The sequence below is a fragment of the Rhizohabitans arisaemae genome, assembly GCF_025996515.1.
GTDB lineage: Bacteria > Actinomycetota > Actinomycetes > Streptosporangiales > Streptosporangiaceae > Rhizohabitans > Rhizohabitans arisaemae.
On sequence record NZ_BLRH01000055.1, the window covers coordinates 301,644 to 321,437 of the forward strand.

Consider the following 19,794-nt stretch of genomic DNA (forward strand, 5'->3'; position numbering starts at 1 on the left):
GCGCCGGACCCGGCGCCCGCGAGGGCCTCTGTGGCGGCCGTGCGAAAGCTCGGAGCGGCCGTCTGGCGGCCGTACACCGCGTAGCCGTACAAATCCCTTCACGGGGGTCGGCGAGACGCGTCACGGCCGGGATAAGAGACGACAGGAACGGGCAAAGACCGGCTATGTCCGACCAGTGGGCGCCCCGAGACCCCGCAGGCCTGCCTCCCGTCGCGGCCCGGGCGCTCTTCCGGGCCGGGGCGCGGCCCGAGACGACCGGCGGGTGGTGCCGGGGCCGCCTCCAGGCCAACCTCCTTGCGATCCCCCGGGAGCTCGCCTTCGACGCCCTGCTCTTCGCCTGGCGCAACCCGGGGCCGTGCCCCCTGGTCGACGTGACCGACGTCGGCGACCCCTGCCCGCGCCGGGCCGCGCCGGACGCCGACCTCAGGTCCGATCTCCCGGCGTACGTCCTCCACCGGGACGGCGCCGCCGTGGCCACGCTGGAGGACGCCGCCGCGCCGTGGCGGGACGACCTGGTCTGCCTGCTCACCGGAAGCGGCTTCACCGCCGAGGAAGCCCTGCTCACCGCGGGGGTGCCGCTCCGTCACCTGGAGCAGGGCACCGGCGCCCCGATGTACGTCACCGATCGCCGCTGCGTCCCGGCGGGGCGGCTGTCCGGGCCGCTCGTCGTCTCGATGCGGCCGATCCCCGGCGAGCTGGTGGCCACGGCGCGCCGGGTCACCGGGCCGCTGGCCCTGGCGCACGGCGCCCCGATCCACGTGGGCGACCCGGGCGCGCTCGGCATCGGCGACCTGGACCGGCCCGAGTTCGGCGACGCGGTGCGCCTGCGCCCGGGCGACGTGCCGGTCTTCTGGGCGAGCGGGGTCACCCTGACCGCGGTGATCGCCGCGTCCCGGATCGGGTACGCCGTCACCCATGCCCCCGGCTCGATGTTCATCACCGACCACGCCGCGTGACCACGGCCGCACGCCGTACCGGACGCCGGGCGGCACAAGGTCAGGCGAGGCGTACCCGGGGGTCCAGGAAGGAGTACGCGACGTCCACCACGAGGTTGGAGACGACGATGAAGATCGAGGCGAGGATCGCGGCGCCGATGATGACGGGCAGATCCCCGTCCCGTACCGAACGGATCATCAGCTGGCCGAGCCCTTGGAGCCCGAAGACCGACTCGGTGACGACGACGCCGCCCAGCAGCGTGCCGATGTCCACCCCGAATTGCGTGATCACGGGGGTGAGCGCCGCGCGGAGCCCGTGCCGGTAGACGACCGCGCGTTCGGGCACCCCTTTGGCGCGGGCGGTGCGGATGTAGTCCTCCCCCAGCACGTCCAGCATCGACCCGCGGGTGAGCCTGGTGTAGACGGCGGTCTGCACGAGCGCGAGGCAGAACCACGGCATGATCATGACCCTGAGGAACTCGACCGGGTCGGCGAACGGGGAGACGAAGGCGCCGGGTTTGAGGAAGGCGAACCCGAGCGGGGCGAGCACGGAGAGCGCGATGAAGATCATCAGGAGACCGAGCACGAAAGTCGGCAGCGAGACCCCGGTGAGCACGAAGAGCGTGGTCCCCTTGTCGATCCAGGTCCGCGCGTGGGTCGCGCTGACCACCCCGCCGGCGATCCCCGCCACCAGCCACAGGACCGAGGCCCCCGCGACCAGCCAGAGCGTCGCCGGCAGGCTCTGCCAGAGCAGTGTGCCCACCGGGGTGTTCAAGATGAACGACGTGCCGAGGTCCCCGTGGAACAGGCCGCCCAGGAACCGCCGGTACTGGGTGAACAGCGGGTCGGTGAGCCCGAGGTTGGCCTTGATCTGCTCGACCACCGCCTGGGGTGCGCGCGGACCGGCGATCCGCCGGGCGACGGTCTCCGCCGAACCCACGTAGAACAGGATGAACACGGTCGTGGTGACCAGCCAGAGCACCACCGCGGCGAACACGACCCGGCGGATCAGGAAACGCGCGAACATCGGGGGACCCCCTACCTTGTGCCGATGCGGTCGCCGCGCGGGTCGAGGGCGTCCCGAATGCCGTCGCCGAGCATGTTGAACGCGAGCGTGGTGATGAGCAGGAGCGCGGCTGGGAAGAGCAGGAGCCCCGGGGAGACCCGGTAGAAGTCGACCGAGTCGGCCAGGATCGCGCCCCAGCTGGGGGTGCGCGGATCGACCCCGAGCCCGAGGAAGGAGAGCGTCGCCTCGAAAACGATCGAGGTCGGGATGAGCAGGGAAGCCAGCACCGTCACCGGGGCGATCAGGTTGGGCAGCACGTCCACGAACATCGTGCGGAACGGACCCGCGCCCAGCGACCTGGCCGCCTCGACGTACTCCCGCTCCCGGATGGCGAACGTCTGACCCCGGACGATCCTGGCCATCGCCGCGAACGAGAAGAACGCGATCACGAAGATCATAAGCGGGATGCTCGCGCCGTACACCGCCGCCAGCACGATCGCGACGAGCAGGTAGGGGAACGACAGGACCACGTCGAGGACCCGGGCCAGAACCGCGTCGACGGCGCCGCCGAAGAAGCCGGCCAGCATGCCCACGGTGACCCCGAAGACGGTGGCGAGCAGGGTGGCGAGCACGCCCACGAGCAGGGAGATGCGCGCGCCGTACGCCAGCCGGACCAGCAGGTCCCGCCCGAGCCCGTCCGCGCCGAGCCAGAACTCCGCCGAGGGTCCGACCGGGATGCCCTCGGGGGTCAGCCCGGTGGTCGGGAACCGTTCGGCGGGCCCGTGCCCGGTGATCGCGGCCAGGAGCGGCGCGCAGGCCGCCAGGACGACGACGAGGGCCACCACGACCGCGGAGACGACCGCCGCCCGATCCCGCCGCAGCCGGTCGAAGGCGAGCCGCCACGGTCCGCGCCCGGCCACCGCGGGCGCGTGCTCCCCCGAGTGGACCGCCTCGATCTGCGGTTCGGTCAGGCTCACGGCCGATCACCCGACCGCGTCGCGCCGGTGAGGCGCTCCCCCGGCTCGACCGGGAAGTGGCAGGCCGCCCGGTGCTCCACGCCGAGCAGGAGCGGTTCCTCCGTCGAACAGCGCGCCTGAGCCTTGGGGCAGCGCGGATGGAACCGGCACCCCGGGGGCGGGGTGATCGGCGAAGGCACGTCCCCGGCGAGGATCACCCGGCTGCGCGCGGCCGAGGCGTCGGGGTCGGCCACGGAGGCCGCCGAGAGCAGGGAGTAGGTGTACGGATGCCTCGGCTCGCGGTAGAGCTGTTCGCCGGGCGCCACCTCGACCACCTTGCCGAGATACATCACGGCGACCCGGTCGCTCACGTAGCGCACCACGGAGAGGTCGTGGGCGATGAACACATACGTCAGGCCGAGCTCGCCCTGCAGATCCGTGAGCAGGTTGATGACCTGCGCCTGGATCGAGACGTCCAGGGCCGACACCGGCTCGTCGCAGACGATCAGGCGGGGTTTGAGGGCGAGCGCCCTGGCGATCCCGATCCGCTGCCGCTGACCCCCGGAGAACTCCGCGGGGAACCGGTTGTAGTGCTCGGGGTTGAGGCCGACCAGTTCCATCAGCTCCTGGACCCGCCGCCTGCGGGCTCGCGCGTCGCCGATCCGGTGGACGACGAGCGGGTCGGCGATGATCGATCCGACTCTCCGCCGTGGGTTGAGCGACCCGTACGGATCCTGAAAAATCATCTGAACGTCGCGGCGGAACGCCTTGAGCCCGCGGCCCGAGAGCCGGGTGACGTCCTGACCGTCGAAGACGATCCGCCCCGAGGTGACCGGATGGAGCCCGGTGACGCACCGGGCCAGCGTCGACTTCCCGCATCCGGACTCCCCGACCACGCCCAGGGTCTCCCCCGGGTTCACCTCCAGGCTCACCCCGTCCACGGCGTGCACCCGGGCGATCTCGCGCCGCACGAACAACCCCTCCTTGATGGGGAAGTACTTGCGCACGTCCTCAATCCGCAGGAGCGACATCGCCCTCCCCCTTGTCCCTTCGGCGGGTCCCCGCCGCCTGCGCCTCGTCGCGGAGCCGCTCCGCCTCGGCACCCGGCCCGACCGCCGCGCCGGGAAGCCAGCAGGCCGAGCGATGGCCCTCCCCCGCGACCGCCAGCATCGGCGGCTCCTCGCTCCGGCACCGGTCCATGACGTGGCGGCAGCGCGGATGGAAGACGCACCCCGGGGGAAGGTGGATCAGGCTGGGGGGCTGGCCGGGAACCGGCTGGAGGCGTTCCCTGGTCCCGGTGGCCTTCGGGATGGATTCGAGCAGGCCGGTGGTGTACGGGTGGTGGGCCCGGTAGTACAGCGTCCGGCGGTCCGCGTACTCGGCCGGCTTGCCCGCGTACATCACCAGGACGTCGTCGGCGATGTCGGCGATGACCCCGAGATCATGGGTGATCATGATGAGCGCGGTGTCGAACTCCCGCTGGAGCCGTACCATCAGGTCGATGATCTGGGCCTGGACGGTGGCGTCCAGCGCGGTGGTGGGCTCGTCCGCAATGATCAGAGCGGGGTTGAGCGCGAGGGCCATGGCGATCATCACCCGCTGCCGCATCCCCCCGGAGAACTGGTGGGGGAAGTCGTCGACCCGCTCCGCCGGACGCGGGATGCCCACCAGCCCGAGCAGCTCGGCCGCGCGCCCTCGCGCCTGCTCGCGGCCGACCTCGGGCTCGTGCACCCGGATCATCTCGACGATCTGCCGGCCGACCCGGTAGAGCGGATGCAGACTCGACAACGGGTCCTGAAATATCATCGCGATCCTCGCGCCGCGGAGGCGGCGGAGCTCCTCCCGCGGCATGGTGAGCAGGTCCCGGCCCTCGAAAAGCGCCGCACCGGTCACGGTGGCTCCGCGGGTGAGCCCCATGAGCGTCTGGGTGCTGACGCTCTTCCCGGATCCCGACTCGCCGACGATCCCGAGGGTGCGGCCCCGGTCCACGCCGAACGAGACCCCCCGGACGGCTTGGACGACCCCGTCCGGGGTCGGGAAGGAGACCCGCAGGTCGGTGACCTCCAGCAGACGCATGATCCGCCTCAGCCCAGCCAGATCTGGGTGAAGTCGTAGTACTGGGCGAGCGGGTTGTAGACGGCGCCCCGCACCCTGCTCGACTTGAAGAGGGGGGTGTTCTGCGACATCAGCGGCACGATCGGCGCGTCCGCCATGATCTTCTGGTTGGCCTGCTTCCAGGTCTCCGCCGCGGCCTGGGGGCTGGACGCGGTCAGCGCCCGATCGATCAACGCGTTGACCTCGGGGTTGTTGTAGGCGCCGTAGTTCGTGGAGCCCTCGGTGTAGTTCCGCCCGTCGAAGAGGGGCTGCACGATCGCCCGCCCGTTGTTGCCGAACCAGTCGGGGATCCAGCCCGGACCGGCGATGTCCCACTTGCCCTCGCGGCTCTTGGCGACGCTGGACAGGTAGCGGCCGTAGAAGTCGTCCGCCGTGGTCGCGATGAGGGTGGTCCGGACGCCGCACGCGGTCAGGTCCCCGGCGATCGACTGCGCCACCTTGGGGTGGTTGCCGTTGGTCCGATAGGGGAACTGCAGGGTGAGCCCGGCCGGATGGCCCGCCGCGGCGAGTTCGTTCCGGCACCTCGCCGGATCGCCTTCGTCACCCGGGGTGGCGTACGGCTTGACGGCCGCGTCGAAGCCCGAACTCCCCGGCGGGATGGCCCCGTTCAGCACCGTGCTGATCTTCGGTCCGCCGAAGATCCGGACGATCGCCGCCTTGTTCACCGCGTAGCTCAGCGCACGCCGTACCCGGACGTCGTTCAAGGCCCTGCCGTTGTTCGGGCTCTGCAGGTTGAAGACGAGGAACGGGTTGAGGTTCGAGCTCTCCCAGACCTTGAAGTCCGGGTTGCCCTGGAGCCTTGGCAGCGCGGAGGTCGGCACCGGCTGGTCCCAGGCCAGATCCGCGCTCCCGGCCTCGAGTTGCAGCTGGACCGCGTCCGGGCTGTCCTGGCCGAGCGTGATGTCGATGCCGTCGACGTACTGGTGCCGGATCGGGTCGGTGTCCTGGCGCCACGCCGGATTCCGGGTCAGGGAGACGGACTTGCCCGCCTGGTATCGGACGATCTGGTACGGCCCGAGTGAGACGGTGTTCGTCCGGAACTCGGAGCTGTCGGGCACGTAGGCGTCGTACTCCACCGGGGCCGGGGAGGCGAAGCTCAGCGCCAGGATGTTGAGGAAGTCGCTCGCCGGGACCCGCAGCCTGATCGTCAGCTTCCGGTCCCCGTCCGCCTTGAGACCGGAGATCTCGTTCTCGGCCATGAACCGGCTGATCTCCGCCGCGGTCCGCCCGCCCCGCTGCGCCTTGGTGAAGTACTCCTGCATCCCGGCGATGGTGCTGGTGTAGTAGCTGATCCCGCCGGAGGGCTGGACCGGGTTGGCCAGCCGCTTGAACCCCCGGACGAAGTCGGCCGCGGTGACCTGGCGGGGCGGGTTGGTGTTCCACATCACCCCCTCGCGGATGGTGAAGGTGTAGGTGAGTCCGTCGCGGCTCACCCCGCCGTTCTCGCGGGTGGGGAGGTCGACGGCGACGTCGGCGACGGGGGTGGTGGCCCGGGTGAAGTCGTTGTCCGCGGGATAGGAGATCAGCTGGCGGGTCCACGTGCGGGCGAGGTTGTATCCGGCGGTGGTGTACGTCGACGAGGGGTCGAGGTGGTCCACGTCGGCCGAGCCGATGACCTTGAGCGTGCCGCCCTTGCGGGGGGTGCCGCCCCCGGCCCCCGGGGCACCTTGACCCCCGCCCCCGCAGGCGACCAGGACGATCGCGAGCCCGGCCGCCGCCGTGACCGGGATGAGGCGTCGTCGGATCTGCACAGGCCACTCCGTTCTCCACACCGGCCGCCCCGCGCCGGGGCCCGCTCGGGCCGGTCAGTCAGACACCGTGACCATCATGTGATCTTGTGGGCAGAAGGGAGACCTTGCGGGATCCACGAACAGGCAAAGCTTTGCGGGCGTCAGCGCTCGCCGAGCTCGTCGACCGCGGCGCGCACGTCGGCGCTGGTGATCGTCGTCAGTTCGTCGGCGGTGGCGTCGCCGTCTCGGGCGGCGAGGCGGACATCCCTCTGCATCGCCGCCTTTTCCAGGAGCGAACGGGCGAACCGGCCGTTGCCCCAGTCGTCGATGAGCCGCTCCCCGCACACCCAGGAGAAGACGTCGTCCAGATCGCGCAGCGCGTCGGGTTCGAACCGGTCCCCGGCCTCCTGGGCGAGCACCTCGGCGATCTCGGTGAGCTCCGCGGGCGCGTAGGAGGGGAAGTTCACCCAGCTGTTGAAGCGGGACGCGAGGCCGGGGTTGACCGTGAGGAAGGACTCCATCTCGCGCCGGTACCCGGCGAGGATGACGACCAGACGGTTCCGGTCGTCTTCCGCCCGTTTGAGCAGTGTCTGTACGGCTTCCGCGCCGAAGGCGTCGCCCCCTGAATAGCCGGGATTGACCAGGCTGTACGCCTCGTCGATGAAGAGCACCCCGCCGAGCGCCCGGTCCACCAGCTCGTTGGTCTTGATCGCGGTCGAGCCCAGGTGCTGCCCGACCAGGTCGGCCCGATGCGCCTCGACGACCTCGGTCCGGGACAGCAGGCCGAGCGCGGCGAAGATCCGCCCCAGCACCCGGGCGACCGTGGTCTTCCCGGTGCCGGGCGGCCCGGCGAAGACGAAGTGGCGGGACATCGGCGCGGTCGGCAGGCCCTGGGACTCGCGCATCTTCGCCACCCTCAGCTGGGCGGCGATCGCCTTGACCTGGCGCTTGACCGGTTCCAGCCCGGCCATCCGGTCCAGGTCCGCCAGGGCCTCGGCCAGGGTCGGCACCGCCTGGTACACCGTGATCTCTTGGAACGCCTTGACCGTGTCGACGGCCCGGATCGTGACGAGTTCTTCGGGCCTGGCGTCCCCACCCGCCCCGACAACCCGCACATCCCTCGCCCGAGCCGCCGCATCCATCAATGTCCGGACAAATCTGGCATTTCCGAGTTCGTCGATGGTGCCGCGCCGCCGGACGTCCTCGAACATCGCGCGCAGCGCCGGTACGGCGTCGGCGGCGAGCCGCTCCTCCCGCCGCTCCAGCCGGAGCTCGGCGATGCCCAGCAGCTCGTCGGGGCTGTAGCTCGGGAACCGTACCCGGGTGGCGAACCGGGAGGCCAGACCGGGGTTGGAGGAGAGGAAGTCCGCCATCTCCTTCTCGTACCCGGCCAGAATGATCACCAGGTTGTCCCGGTCGTCCTCGGCCCGCTTCAGCAGGGCCTGGACGGCCTCCGCGCCGAACCGGTCGGTCTGCCCGTCGCCGGTGTTCATCAGGCTGTATGCCTCGTCGACGAAGAGCACCCCGCCGAGCGCCCGGTCCACCAGCTCGTTGGTCTTGATCGCGGTCGCGCCGAGGAACTCCCCGACCAGGTCGGCCCGGTGCGCCTCGACCACGTTGGGCCGCTCCAGCAGGCCGAAGGCGTAGAAGATCTTGGCCACGCTCCTGGCCACGCTCGTCTTGCCCGTCCCCGGCGGTCCGACGAACACGAAGTGCCGCAACGGCGACTCGGTGCTGTAGCCGGCCCTGGCGCGGAGCCGGTCGGCCTCGATCGACGCGGCGATGGACCGGACCTGCTCCTTCACCGGAACCAGGCCGATCATGTCCTCCAGCTCGGCCAGGGCCTCCTCCACCGAAACCGGCGGGGGCTTCTCGGCCTGCCGGGCGGACTCGTGGTACGACCTGCGGGGCACTTCGGCGGACTCGCGAACCCGCTCGTGGGGCCCCCCGTACCGCTCCTCACCGTAGGCGGCCCGGCGCTCCCCCTCCAGGACGGCGGCCCGCGCCCGGCGGGCCTGGGCGAACCGGACGCCGAGCACGCACGCCGCGGCGGCGTAGGCGATCCAGAGCGCGACGACGGGCCAGAGCCCGGCGAACGCCAGCGCGAGGGCGCCCGCCGCGGCCAGCGCCATCAGCGTGGTGAGCCAGGGGGAGACCCAGTTGATCAGGTGGGCGCAGACCGCGGCGATCAGGCCGAGGAGCATGAGAAGCATCGGCTCGCCCGCGGGGCCGCCGAACGCCCAGCCGAAGACCGGCAGCATCATGCCCCAGCCGAGCAGGACGAGCACGGTGGCCGCGACCGGCGGGCGGTGCAGCGCGAGCAGGACGAACCCCACCAGGAGCACGGCGTAGATCAGCGCGGAGCCGAGGCTTCCCGTCAGGACCAGCAGCAGCGCGGCCGTGGCCGCGAAGACCCCGGCGGTCAGCCCTCTCCGGACACCCGGGGACGACATGGCGTACCCGTCGCGCATCCGGGTGAAGAGATTCCGTGCCGGGTCGTGTCCGAGTGGCCGGGCCCTGTCGGAGTGCCGCATGTCGATGTCGCCTCCCCGTCCGCCCCTTGTATACCGCACCGTGCACGACCGCGGGCTGGACGCACGCCGTACATTGTGTTTACTCCATGGGGCCGACATGCTCACCTGAGCGTGATCGCATTGTTGACCGGGGGATTCCCGGACGCCCCTTCCGTAAGGAGCAGAAGAGAAATTAGCTGAGATAACCGTGAATATCCCGTTCTACAGCCGCGTTTCTGGTGACCGATAAGACGGAATCCGGCCCCGGCGGCGTGACGCCGGATGTCAGGAGTGCCCGCGCCCCTGATGGCGCCCCGGGCGCTCGGCGAGAACGACCTCCTTGGGCGTGATCCGTAGTGTGCCGCTCTCCTCGTCCGGGAGCGCCACTCCGCGGATCTCCACCCAGAAACGCCGGTCGGCCGGGTCGGAGACGTAGACGGCGGCCCTCGGGTCGCGCAGCGCCGCGGCCCACGCCTCCTCCCCCGCGATGATCGAAAGCTCGCCCCCGGAGCCGACGCCGGTGACCGCACCGACCGCGACCATCCGCGGCCAGCCGGTCGCGTCCACATAGGAGAGCACCACGTCCCGCCCGGTGATGAACGCCCGCCGCAACTCCCGCCGCAACTCGGGTGCGGGGACGACCTCGCCGTGTGCCCGCGGCCCCGGGCTCTCTCCCAGGATCAGCGACGAGCGCAGCGGGCCCGGGCCGCCGCTCCACCAGGCGGGGGCCGCACGGCTCAGAAAGAGCAGCAGGATGAGCGCGGGCGGCCAGATCGCCGCCGGGCCCGCCACCGGCGCCGCGATCAGCAGCACGATCCCGACCAGGGTGGCGGCGCAGGCCAGCCCCAGCCGGCGGTCCGCGCGCAGGATCGCCGGCAGGTGCGGCACGAGTCCGCCGCGACGGTGGATCCGGATCAGCGCCACCAGGAGCACCACTCCCCCCGCCGACGCCGCAGGCAGGGTGAACCGCTCGATCAGCGGGGCGGGCGGGGGGATCCGCGCCGCCAGGAGCGCGAGCGGCACCAGGAAGCACCACAGCCGCGCCACCACGCCCCAGAGGGTCACGTCGGCGTTCCGGCGGGCGGCCCGGTCCCCGGGATCGATCGCCAGCGCCGCGGCCAGGTCCCGCAGCGCCGCCACCGGACGGCCGCGCCAGACCCCGGCGAGCAGGCGGAGTACCCCGATCACGATCCCGTGGCAGACCGTGAACGCCGCCAGCCCGCCCCAGACGGCCGGCGCGCCGGTCAGGCCGGCGGCCGGGGGCACGGCCGCCAGGACGAACACGGCGACCGCGAAGGCCGGTACCGCCGCGAGGACGGCGCCGCCCGACAGAGTCAGCCACCGATCGCGGGCGAGCACGTCGGGAAGGTAGGACCACGCGGGGATGCGCCGCGCGCTCAGCACGGTCACCAGGCCGACCCCGAGCAGCGCCGCCGCCCCGGCGCCCACGGTGAATCCGGACGCGACCTGGGTCAGGACCGCGGTCGCCGCCGTCGCCAGCGCGAGCAGCACCCTGACCCGGCGGATCCAGACCTCCACCGCGCGGCGCGTCCGGGCGGTCTGCCGCGGGTCGACCGGCCAGGCCGGATCGTGGTGGGTCCGGGGCCGCTCCCAGCGCAGCCGGGTGAGGGCCAGATTGACCCGGGCCGCGACGTGGGACTCGTCCCGGTGGAGCGCGTTCCGGTAGGCGATCCCGGCCCGCCGGTGGTCCCCGCGAAGCAGCGACAGATCGCCGATGAGCACATGCGGATCCGGGTGTTCCGGGGCGAACCGCACCGCGCGCCGCGCCTGTGCCCACGCCTCGCGCCAGCGGCCCGGCATCCGCTTGAGGGCACCGCCGAAACGCAGCCGCGCGGCCCAGGAGCCCGGCGCCAGCCGTACGGCCGTCTCGGCGGCGTCCGTCGCGTCCGCGGCCCGGCCCAGCCGCTCCAGGGCCAGGCTGGCCAGGCGGTATCCCCATTCGCCGCCGGGATCGAGCGTCACCGCCTGACGGGACGCCTCCAGCGCGGGGCCCGGCTCGTCCTGGGCGAGCCGGGCGACCGCGACGGCGCACCACGCCCGCGGATCGTCGGTCTGGCGTGGGGGCGGAACGGCCGAGGTCTCGGTTTCTCCCGTGTCGATCCCCACGTTCGCCATCGTCCGCGCGAGATCACCAAATGACCAGATATCGGTATATGGCTGTATCTCTCTAGAGAGGTTCCCCAGCCGAATCCCCGGATAGTGGCCGATACAGGCCGCACCAGGCCCTTCCGCCGCCTTCAGCCGTACTCTCAGTCACTGAAAACTCCGGCTGATCCTTGAGATCTGTATCCCCCACGAGGTGCGGACACCACAACGATCACCAGACACCGGGCTACGCATGATCATTGCGCTCTGCGCACCCCACCGAGTGCGGACAACACAACGATCACCAGAACTCAGACCCGACACCGCACCCCGCATGATCATTGCGCTCTGCGCACCCCACCGGGAGCAGACAGCACAACGATCACCAGACACCCGACTACGCGTGATCATTGCGCTCTGCGCACCCCGCCGGGTGCGGACAGCACAACGATCACCTGGTGCCGGTGTACCGGATCGGGGTGAGCCGGTACGGGCTGCGCCGGAAGTACCGGGGCAGCCCGCATGAGCCGGTTCAGGAGGGGAAGCGTTCGCAGAGCCAGGCGAGCGCGAGAGGGTAGCGGTATTCGATCCCGCCGTGCTTTCCCTCGAACAGTTCGAAGTAGACCCGGTCGTCGGGGAGCCCGGCCGCCGCGACCGCCCGCCGGAACGCCACCGCGCCGAGGTCGAGGTAGTACTCGTCCGCGGTGCCCGCGTCGATCCACATCGCGTTGAGCGACCTCAGGGCCGCGGCGCCGCTCTCGGTCCCGGCCATCCGGACCGGGTCGAGGGCGAGCCAGCGCTCCCACACCCGCGGAATCAGGGCACCTGTGTCGTCGAACGGGATGTCCACGGTCCCGTCGGGGTTGGCGGAGTAGGACGCCGCGTTCGCGTAGGTGATGATGAGCTCCTCGTCGCCCTCCCTGGACAGTGGCGGACGGGTGAAGAAATCCGCTAGGAAACGGTCGAAGGACCCGTCGTAGGAGTCCCTGAGCACCCTCGCCATCAGCGGAAAGGTCGGCAGGTAGAGCGTCTCGAAGAGCGCGTCCCCGGCGTGGGTGGCGAGCGAGCCGAACACGTCGGGCCGGAGCATGGGCGTGATCATCGCGCCGTAGCCGCCGCTCGACTTCCCGGCGATCGCCCGGTGGTCGCGGCCGGGGATCGTGCGGTACCGGGAGTCGACCCACGGCACGACCTCCTCGCACAGGTAGGTGTGGTAGGCCCCGTGCCCGTGGGAGTCGACGTACTGGCTGCCGCCGAGCCTGGTCCAGCAGTCGACGTAGACCACGATCGCGGGTGGCGCCTCACCCCGGGCGAAGACGCCGTCGGCGAGTTCGGGGTACGGCTGACGCCAGGGCGCGCGATTCGCCCACATCATGACGTGTCCGGTAAATCCCTGAATCGTATAAACCACCGGATACCTGCGGTCCGAGGTGTCGTATCCCGGTGGGAGGTACACCCAGATCGGCCGCTCGTGCGGATCGCCGAGCGGGTTGTCGCGCAACACGGTGCTCTCGATGGTTCGTTCGTCGATACGTCCGGCCAGATCAGCTTTCCACGGCAGCATCTCCTCATTCTTCCCAGATCTTTCTCTTTCCCCACAAACTCCGTCACATCCCAGCGGACACATCCGCGGTACGGCGAAGCCCTCCGCGAACCGCCCGGCGGCACCCCACCGCGATTTCACACTCCCCTTGATCGACCGGCGACCGGGAACACATCCCGAGCGCACCGGATCCCGGACCGGAAACCACCGCACAGCCGGTACCGTCGGCATCCCGGAACGGCCCGGCATACGGCCGAGCGGCCCGCTAGCCCGACATAAGCCATCAAAACCGGCGTCTTACGACCTGACGGAATCTCTCGAAGAGGCGTAGCTCCACCGCTAAGCTGCCCCGCATGTGTCAATCCCCCGTGACCATCTGACCCTGTATGGCGCTCACGCAGGCGAATCGCACCGACAACCCGAAGACCCGCCGGGACAACCGGTGGGCCGTCCTGGTGCTTCTCTGCTTCAGCCTGCTGCTGATCGCCGTCGACGCGACGGTGCTGCACATCGCGGTCCCCGCGCTCACCGCGGCGCTGAGGCCGGGCTCGGTGGAACTCCTGTGGATCATCGACGTCTACTCCCTCGTCGTCGCGCCCCTGCTCCTGACGTTCGGCACGCTGGGCGACCGATACGGACGGCGGCGGATGATCATCGCGGGATACTGCGTCTTCGGCATGGCGTCGCTCGGCGCGGCGTTCGCCGACACCCCGCTCGCACTGATCCTCTCCCGGGCCGCCCTGGGCGTCGGCGGCGCCATGATCATGCCGGCGACCCTCTCCCTGATCCGGGAGGTGTTCACCGACCGGCGTGAGCGCGCCTTCGCCCTCGGCGTGTGGAGTGCCGTGGCCGCGGCGGGCGCCGCCGTGGGGCCGCTGATCGGCGGGATCCTGGTCGAGCACTTCTGGTGGGGTTCGGTCTTCCTGATCAACGTGCCGCTCGTCCTGCTGGCACTGCCGCTCGCCGCACGGCTGCTGCCCCGGTCCGCGGGCGACCGCGCCCACCGCTGGGACGCGCTCAGCGCCGTACTGTCCATCACGGCCATCCTCGGGGTCGCCGGTGGGGTGAAGCTGAGCTCCGCGCCGGTGTTCCTGGCCGGCATCGGATTCGCCGTCTGGTTCGTCCGGCGGCAGCGGCGGCTCGCCCACCCCCTGCTCGACCTCCGGTTCTTCGCCGAACGCGGGCTCTCGGTGGCGGTGACCTGCGTCCTGCTCGGCACCTTCTCCCTGATCGGCCTGGAGCTGATGCTGGCACAGTACCTCCAGCTCGTCCTCGGGGAGAGCGCCCTGTACGCCGGCGTCCTCATGCTGCCGATCGTGATCGCGGCCATGTTCGGGGGGCTCTGCGGGGCTCCGCTGCTCAACCGGTTCGGGGTACGGGCGACGATGAGCATGGGACTCGGGCTCGCCGCGCTGTCCCTCCTCCCCACCCTGACCTTCGGCGTCGAACGGGCCGTCCCGCTCCTCGTGGCCTGCCTGGCGGGGATCGGGTTCGGCATCTCCCTCACCCTGCTCGCCGCCTCGGACATCATCATGTCCTCCGTCTCACCGGAGCGGGCCGGCGGTGCCGCGGCGATCAAGGAGACCGCCTACGAGCTCGGCGCCGGCCTCGGTATCGCCGTGCTCGGCACCGTGACCGCCGTGGTCTACGCCCCGGCGCTGCGGGCGTCCGCGCCCGGCATCCCCTTCGCCGAGGCGTACACCTCGCTCGCCCGGGCGGCCGACATGGCGGAGAACATGGGCGGTACGGCCGGCGCCGCGCTGCTCGCCTCCGCCCGCGAGGCGTTCATCACCGCGCTGCACGCCACCATCGGGGTGAGTATCGCGTTCCTGACGTTCGCCGTTTTTCTGGCATTTTTTCTGCTGCCGGGACGGTCGAGGCCCCGCAGGTCACCGCATATACCTCGTTCCAGGTTTCGGTCGGTCCAACTGCGGCTTAGCGGCAGATCATCCGATTCTCCCTCCCGGAACCAGGGCATCGGTCCCACAATGGGCGTGTGCGACGAACCCTCCATGACATCGCGACGCTAGCGGCCCGGCTCGGGGTCGGCGGAATCTTCATCGGGCGCGGCTGGTCCAAGCTGCAGGCCGGCCTGGACGACGTCGGCGGCGAGTTCACCACCCTCGACGTCCCCGTGCCCGCGCTCTGGTCCGCGGTCGTGGCACTCATCGAACTCGTCGGCGGCGCACTGCTGATCGCGGGCTTCGCCGTACCGATCGCGGGAATCGTCCTGTTCTTCGAGACCTTCGCGCTGTTTCTCCTGATCGACGGCCGGGGCGGCGGGCTCACCCTGCTCACCGGCGGAAACATCGAACTCATCGTGGCGCTCGGCGCGGCGGCGATGCTGCTGGCCACCGCGGGGGCGGGCCGGGCCTCCCTCGACTACCTGATCGTCATCCGGAGGCGGGACAACGACGCGGCGGCCGAGATGGAGGCGGCCGGCGCCATCTCCGATTTCCGGTACGGCGTCCGCGGCCCCGCATCGGATCTGGACGACGAGGACGAGTTCTCCGACCTGCGCGAACCCGAGCCCGTTCCCGAACCCGTCCCGGTCGAACCGGAACCCGCCCCCACCCAGCCCAAATCGGCCCGGAACAAGCCGGCACCACCCGCCGAGCAGCCCGGAGACCCAACCGACCAGGACACCGTCCCGCACCGCCGCCCGCCGGTCCCCGACGTCCTCGTCGCCGGCGAATCCAAGCCCGCCACCCGGCGAAAGCCCAAACCCAAGTCGTCCTGACCTCCTGCTTCCCGGGCGGTGCGTCCCCGGCCGAGCGAGGTCCGGCCGACAGTCGGTACAGGCGATCGACAGCGAAACGCACTTACCAACCGTCTCCCGACCCACCCGATCCGAAGGCCGCGGAGTCAGGAGACTTCACGAGGTTTGCTCCGCTCCCGCTTGGACACCCGGTAAGCGTCCACCGCCTTACGTGAGCCACATGTCCCCGCGCTCTCTCACCGCTGCGAAGGCTTGCTGTCCCCATGACTCGGTACAGCAAATCGAAACCTAAATGAACTGACCGACCAGCGGGCTTCACGGGCGTCGTAGCCAGGGTCTTCGGTGTCCGATCACCAGGGGCGACGTTCCGCAGCCTGCTCGACGCAGGGGAGAATCGGTAGGTCCGTGCGCCTGTAACCTGACCGGTCAAACTTGCACAAGTTTGTCGACACAGGTCGGTATCCGGCGGACGACGGGGATAGGGCCGTCGAGGAGCCGGACCCGGCTCGGGGCGCGTCCGGAAGATTCTCCCGGGCCGTTTGTCGAATCCGGCCGAGCCCGCTCGTCGGGAAGGCAGAAAACAGTCACACGCAAGGAGACACCGATGCCCCAGTACGGGATTTTCGTCTACTCGCCCGCGCCCGCGGACCCGATGGACCTCTCCCCGGAGTACGCGGCGGCGCTTGACCGGTACGCCGCCCAGATCGAGGAGCTGGGCGGCAAAGCCCTCTCGGGCATCGCGCTGCAGCCCAGCACCACGGCCACGTCGATCCGCGGAGACGTCGTCACGGACGGGCCGTTCATCGAGGCCAAGGAGGTCGTCGCCGGGTTCTACATCCTGGAGGCCCCCGATCTGGACGTCGCCCTGCGGATCGCGAAGCTCAACCCCGCCACCTGGGACGGCGGAGTCGAGGTCCGGCCGCTCTTCTTCCCGCCGGCCGAGTGAGCGCCGTGACCGCCGGGGCCGGGCCGGCCGCGTGAGCGTCACCGGAGACGGCGACACGGACACGGTCGAACACGCCGTGGCGGACGCGCACCGTCGCGAGTGGGCCTTCGTGCTCGCCGCGACGGCGCGCGTCGCCGGGGATCTCGACCTGGCCGAGGAGTGCGTCCAGGACGCCTACGTCGCCGCCCTGGACACCTGGGCCCGCGACGGCGTCCCCCGCAAGCCCGGCGCCTGGCTCACCGCCGCCGCCAAGCGCAAGGCGCTCGACGCGCTCCGCCGGAACCGGGTCTTCCGCACGAAGCTGCCCCTGCTCGTGGAGCCGGACGAGGTGGACATGGACGAGCCCGACGACGACGCGGTCCCCGACGACCGGCTGCGCCTCATCTTCACCTGCTGCCACCCCGCGCTGAACCGGGAGGCCCAGGTGGCGCTGACCCTCCGCCTGGTGTGCGGGGTGAGCACCGGCGACATCTCCCGGTTGTTCCTGGTAACCGAGCCGACCATGGCCGCGCGGATCACCCGGGCCAAGAAGAAGATCTCCGCGGCCCGGATCCCGTACCGGGTACCGGGCGCCGACGAGCTGCCGGACCGGCTGGACGCGGTGCTGACCGTCGTCCACCTCTTCTACACGACCGGGCACACGGCCCCGTCGGGAGGCGACCTGATCCGCGCCGACCTGGTGGAGCACGCACTCAACCTGGCCCGGATCCTGCTCACCCTGATGCCCGACGAGCCGGAGGTCCGCGGGCTGCTCGCGCTGCTGATCCTCACCGACGCCCGCCGGAGCACCCGGACCGACGCCCAGGGGCGCCTGGTGCTCCTGGAAGACCAGGACCGGTCCGCCTGGGACCGTGCCGCCATCGACGAGGGCTGCCACCTGACCGCCGACGCGTTCCGTAGCGGCCGCGTCGGCCGGTACGCCCTCCAGGCCGCCATCGCCTCGCTGCACGCCGTCGCCGCCGACTACGCGGCGACCGACTGGCCGCAGGTACTGCGGCTCTACGACGAGCTGCTGAAGGTCTGGCCCTCACCCGTCGTCGCGCTCAACCGGGCGGTGGCCGTGTCGATGGTGTCCGGGCCGCCGGCCGCCCTCGACGAGATCGACGCGCTGGAACGGGACGGGCGGCTCGGCGGATACCACTATCTCCCGGCCGTCCGCGCCGATCTGCTCCGCAGGCTCGGCCGGTGGAGCGAGGCGGCGGCCGCCTACCGCGCGGCGCTGGACCTCGCGGACAACGCGGCGGAACGCGAGTTCCTCGCGAACCGTCTCGCCGAGGCTGTCGAATCCGGATCCGGTCGTCCGTCGGAAAGGTAACCGACGACAGACCGGAGGATTGATCACCATGGAGACGACCCGCGCGACCCGGCGGGAGTGGCTGGGGCTGGCCGTGCTCGCACTGCCCACCCTGCTGCTCTCCCTGGACGTCAGCGTGCTGTACCTGGCGCTGCCCCAGTTGAGCGCCGACCTGGGCGCGGACAGCACCGAGCAACTGTGGATCCTGGACGTCTACTCGTTCACGCTGGCCGGTTTCCTGGTCACCATGGGCACCCTCGGCGACCGGATCGGCCGCCGGCGACTGCTGCTGTTCGGCGCCGCCGCGTTCGGCGTCACCTCGGTGGTGGCCGCCTACTCGACCGGCCCGGGCATGCTGATCGCCGCCCGCGCGCTGCTCGGGTTCTTCGGGGCGACACTGATGCCCTCCACGATGGCGCTGATCCGCAACATGTTCCGCGACCCGGCGCAGATGGGCGTCGCGATCGGGGTGTGGTTCGCCTGTTTCATGGGCGGGATGGCGCTCGGCCCCCTGGTCGGCGGGGCGCTGCTCTCCTCGTTCTGGTGGGGATCGGCCTTCCTGCTCGGCGTGCCGTTCATGGCGCTGCTGCTGGTGGCCGGGCCGCTCCTGCTCCCCGAATACCGGGACCCCGGCGCAGGTCGGCTCGACCTGACCAGCGCCGTCCTGTCCCTGGCCATGATCCTCCCGGTCGTCTACGGGCTCAAGGAGATCGCACGTGAGGGCCTGGCCGTCCTCCCGGCCGCCGCCCTCGTGGCGGGTGCCGGGGTCGGCGTGGTCTTCGTACGGCGGCAGCGCCGGCTGGCCGACCCGCTGCTGGACCTGCGGCTGTTCGCCAACCGCCCGTTCCGCAGGGCACTGCTGACCACGCTCGCCCTCGGCGTGGTGATGGCCGGGGTCAGCTTCACCTCCGCCCTCTATCTTCAGGTCGTGCGCGGGCTGTCCCCGCTGGAGGCCGGGCTCTGGCTGATCCCGCAGACCGTCGTGATGGCGGCCGGGATAATGTTCACCCAGACACTGGCCCACCGGATCCGCCCCGCCCATCTCATGACGGCCGGTCTGCTGATCGCCGGGGCCGGGCTGTTCGCGCAGGTCTGGACCGACCCCGCCGACGGCCTCGCGCACGTGGTGATCGGGCTCACCCTCGCCTCCCTGGGCATCTCCCCCACGATGGCGCTGTCGATGAACCTGATCCTCGGCGCCGCCCCGCCGGAGAAAGCCGGATCGGCCGCGTCGATCTCGGAGACCGGCGGCGAGTTCGGGGTCGCCCTCGGCGTCGCGACGCTGGGCAGCCTGACCGCCTACGTCTACCGGACCGGCCTGGCCGTGCCCCCGGGCACCCCCGCCGCGGCCGAGCAGGCCGCCCGGCAGGGCATCGTCGAAGCCGCGGTCGCGGCAGGCCGGCTACCCGGACCACACGGCGCCGACCTGCTCGACGCCGCCCGGACCGCCTTCACCTCCGGCCTGACCGCCGTCGCCGGCGTCGGCACCGCCGTCTTCCTCGGCCTCGCCGTCCTTACCGCCTTCGCCTTCCGGCACATCCCCCCGACCGGCTCGGCACCCGAGACCGGGACCGGCCCGGACCAGGAGCCGGCGGTGGCCGCGACCCACTGACATCGCCGAACCGCGTGGGTACGGCGGGTGCCGGTGCCCACGCGGCGCCCGTACCCCCTCTGCCGCCGGGCAGTGGGTATACCCGGAACGGCTCCGTCCCGCCCATGCCGGGTGGAGCGGACACGCGGCTGTGTCCGGATCGCCCTCACGGGGGTCGGCCACCGCGCTCTTCGCCGTGTTCTCCCGATCGCCGTAAGCTCCGGGTCACCCGCTCGCGGCCGACCGCTCGACGCCCACCGCGCGAGGCTCGTCTTCTTCGGAGCCGGCCCGCGAGCGGGTATCCCACGGTCCGCACCTTCGCGACGGCCGACACCGCCTC

General features: G+C 71.3%; 14 protein-coding genes. 6 read left to right on the forward strand and 8 right to left on the reverse strand.

Annotated features, from left to right (window positions below; all coding sequences use genetic code 11):
- The first annotated feature begins 164 nt into the window (after positions 1 to 164).
- Positions 165 to 956: a D-glutamate cyclase family protein gene (locus tag RUR_RS27875; RefSeq protein WP_283138181.1), complete on the forward strand. Its 792-nt coding sequence runs from the start codon at positions 165 to 167 to the stop codon at positions 954 to 956.
- 40 nt (positions 957 to 996) lie between these two features.
- On the opposite strand, the gene RUR_RS27880 is transcribed toward RUR_RS27875, so the two are convergent.
- From RUR_RS27880 to RUR_RS27915, 8 genes are all read right to left on the reverse strand, one after another.
- A complete protein-coding gene (locus RUR_RS27880) occupies positions 997 to 1,962 on the reverse strand; it encodes an ABC transporter permease (RefSeq protein WP_283138182.1) in 966 nt (321 codons plus the stop codon).
- An 11-nt stretch (positions 1,963 to 1,973) separates the two neighbouring features.
- Positions 1,974 to 2,918 (reverse strand): ABC transporter permease, encoded by a 945-nt coding sequence (locus RUR_RS27885; RefSeq protein WP_283138183.1) that lies wholly within the window; start codon positions 2,916 to 2,918, stop codon positions 1,974 to 1,976.
- On the reverse strand, positions 2,915 to 3,928 hold the full coding sequence (locus RUR_RS27890) for an ABC transporter ATP-binding protein (RefSeq protein ID WP_283138184.1): 1,014 nt from the start codon (positions 3,926 to 3,928) through the stop codon (positions 2,915 to 2,917). The genes RUR_RS27885 and RUR_RS27890 overlap by 4 nt, the downstream gene beginning before the upstream one ends.
- The gene (locus RUR_RS27895) at positions 3,909 to 4,973 is read right to left on the reverse strand and encodes an ABC transporter ATP-binding protein (RefSeq protein ID WP_283138185.1); all 1,065 of its coding nucleotides are present in this window, start codon (positions 4,971 to 4,973) and stop codon (positions 3,909 to 3,911) included. Before RUR_RS27895 ends, RUR_RS27890 begins: the two co-directional genes overlap by 20 nt.
- A gap of 8 nt (positions 4,974 to 4,981) precedes the next feature.
- On the reverse strand, positions 4,982 to 6,763 hold the full coding sequence (locus RUR_RS27900) for an ABC transporter substrate-binding protein (RefSeq protein WP_283138186.1): 1,782 nt from the start codon (positions 6,761 to 6,763) through the stop codon (positions 4,982 to 4,984).
- A gap of 140 nt (positions 6,764 to 6,903) precedes the next feature.
- Positions 6,904 to 9,276: an AAA family ATPase gene (locus tag RUR_RS27905; RefSeq protein ID WP_283138187.1), complete on the reverse strand. Its 2,373-nt coding sequence runs from the start codon at positions 9,274 to 9,276 to the stop codon at positions 6,904 to 6,906.
- 264 nt (positions 9,277 to 9,540) lie between these two features.
- On the reverse strand, positions 9,541 to 11,382 hold the full coding sequence (locus tag RUR_RS27910) for a CHAT domain-containing protein (RefSeq protein WP_283138188.1): 1,842 nt from the start codon (positions 11,380 to 11,382) through the stop codon (positions 9,541 to 9,543).
- 511 nt (positions 11,383 to 11,893) lie between these two features.
- The gene (locus RUR_RS27915) at positions 11,894 to 12,925 is read right to left on the reverse strand and encodes an alpha/beta hydrolase (protein ID WP_283138189.1); all 1,032 of its coding nucleotides are present in this window, start codon (positions 12,923 to 12,925) and stop codon (positions 11,894 to 11,896) included.
- Between the two features lie 365 nt (positions 12,926 to 13,290).
- Between RUR_RS27915 and RUR_RS27920 the strand changes: the two genes are divergently transcribed.
- The 5 genes from RUR_RS27920 to RUR_RS27940 all read left to right on the forward strand — a co-directional run bounded on the left by RUR_RS27920 (position 13,291) and on the right by RUR_RS27940 (position 19,475).
- The gene (locus RUR_RS27920) at positions 13,291 to 14,934 is read left to right on the forward strand and encodes an MFS transporter (protein ID WP_283138190.1); all 1,644 of its coding nucleotides are present in this window, start codon (positions 13,291 to 13,293) and stop codon (positions 14,932 to 14,934) included.
- A complete protein-coding gene (locus RUR_RS27925) occupies positions 14,901 to 15,644 on the forward strand; it encodes a DoxX family protein (RefSeq protein ID WP_283138191.1) in 744 nt (247 codons plus the stop codon). Before RUR_RS27920 ends, RUR_RS27925 begins: the two co-directional genes overlap by 34 nt.
- 583 nt (positions 15,645 to 16,227) lie before the next feature.
- Positions 16,228 to 16,569 (forward strand): YciI family protein, encoded by a 342-nt coding sequence (locus RUR_RS27930; RefSeq protein WP_283138192.1) that lies wholly within the window; start codon positions 16,228 to 16,230, stop codon positions 16,567 to 16,569.
- Between the two features lie 31 nt (positions 16,570 to 16,600).
- Positions 16,601 to 17,884, forward strand: coding sequence for an RNA polymerase sigma factor (locus RUR_RS27935; protein ID WP_283138193.1), 1,284 nt, complete (start codon positions 16,601 to 16,603; stop codon positions 17,882 to 17,884).
- A 28-nt stretch (positions 17,885 to 17,912) separates the two neighbouring features.
- A complete protein-coding gene (locus RUR_RS27940; RefSeq protein ID WP_283138194.1) occupies positions 17,913 to 19,475 on the forward strand; it encodes an MFS transporter in 1,563 nt (520 codons plus the stop codon).
- Positions 19,476 to 19,794: the final 319 nt, after the last annotated feature.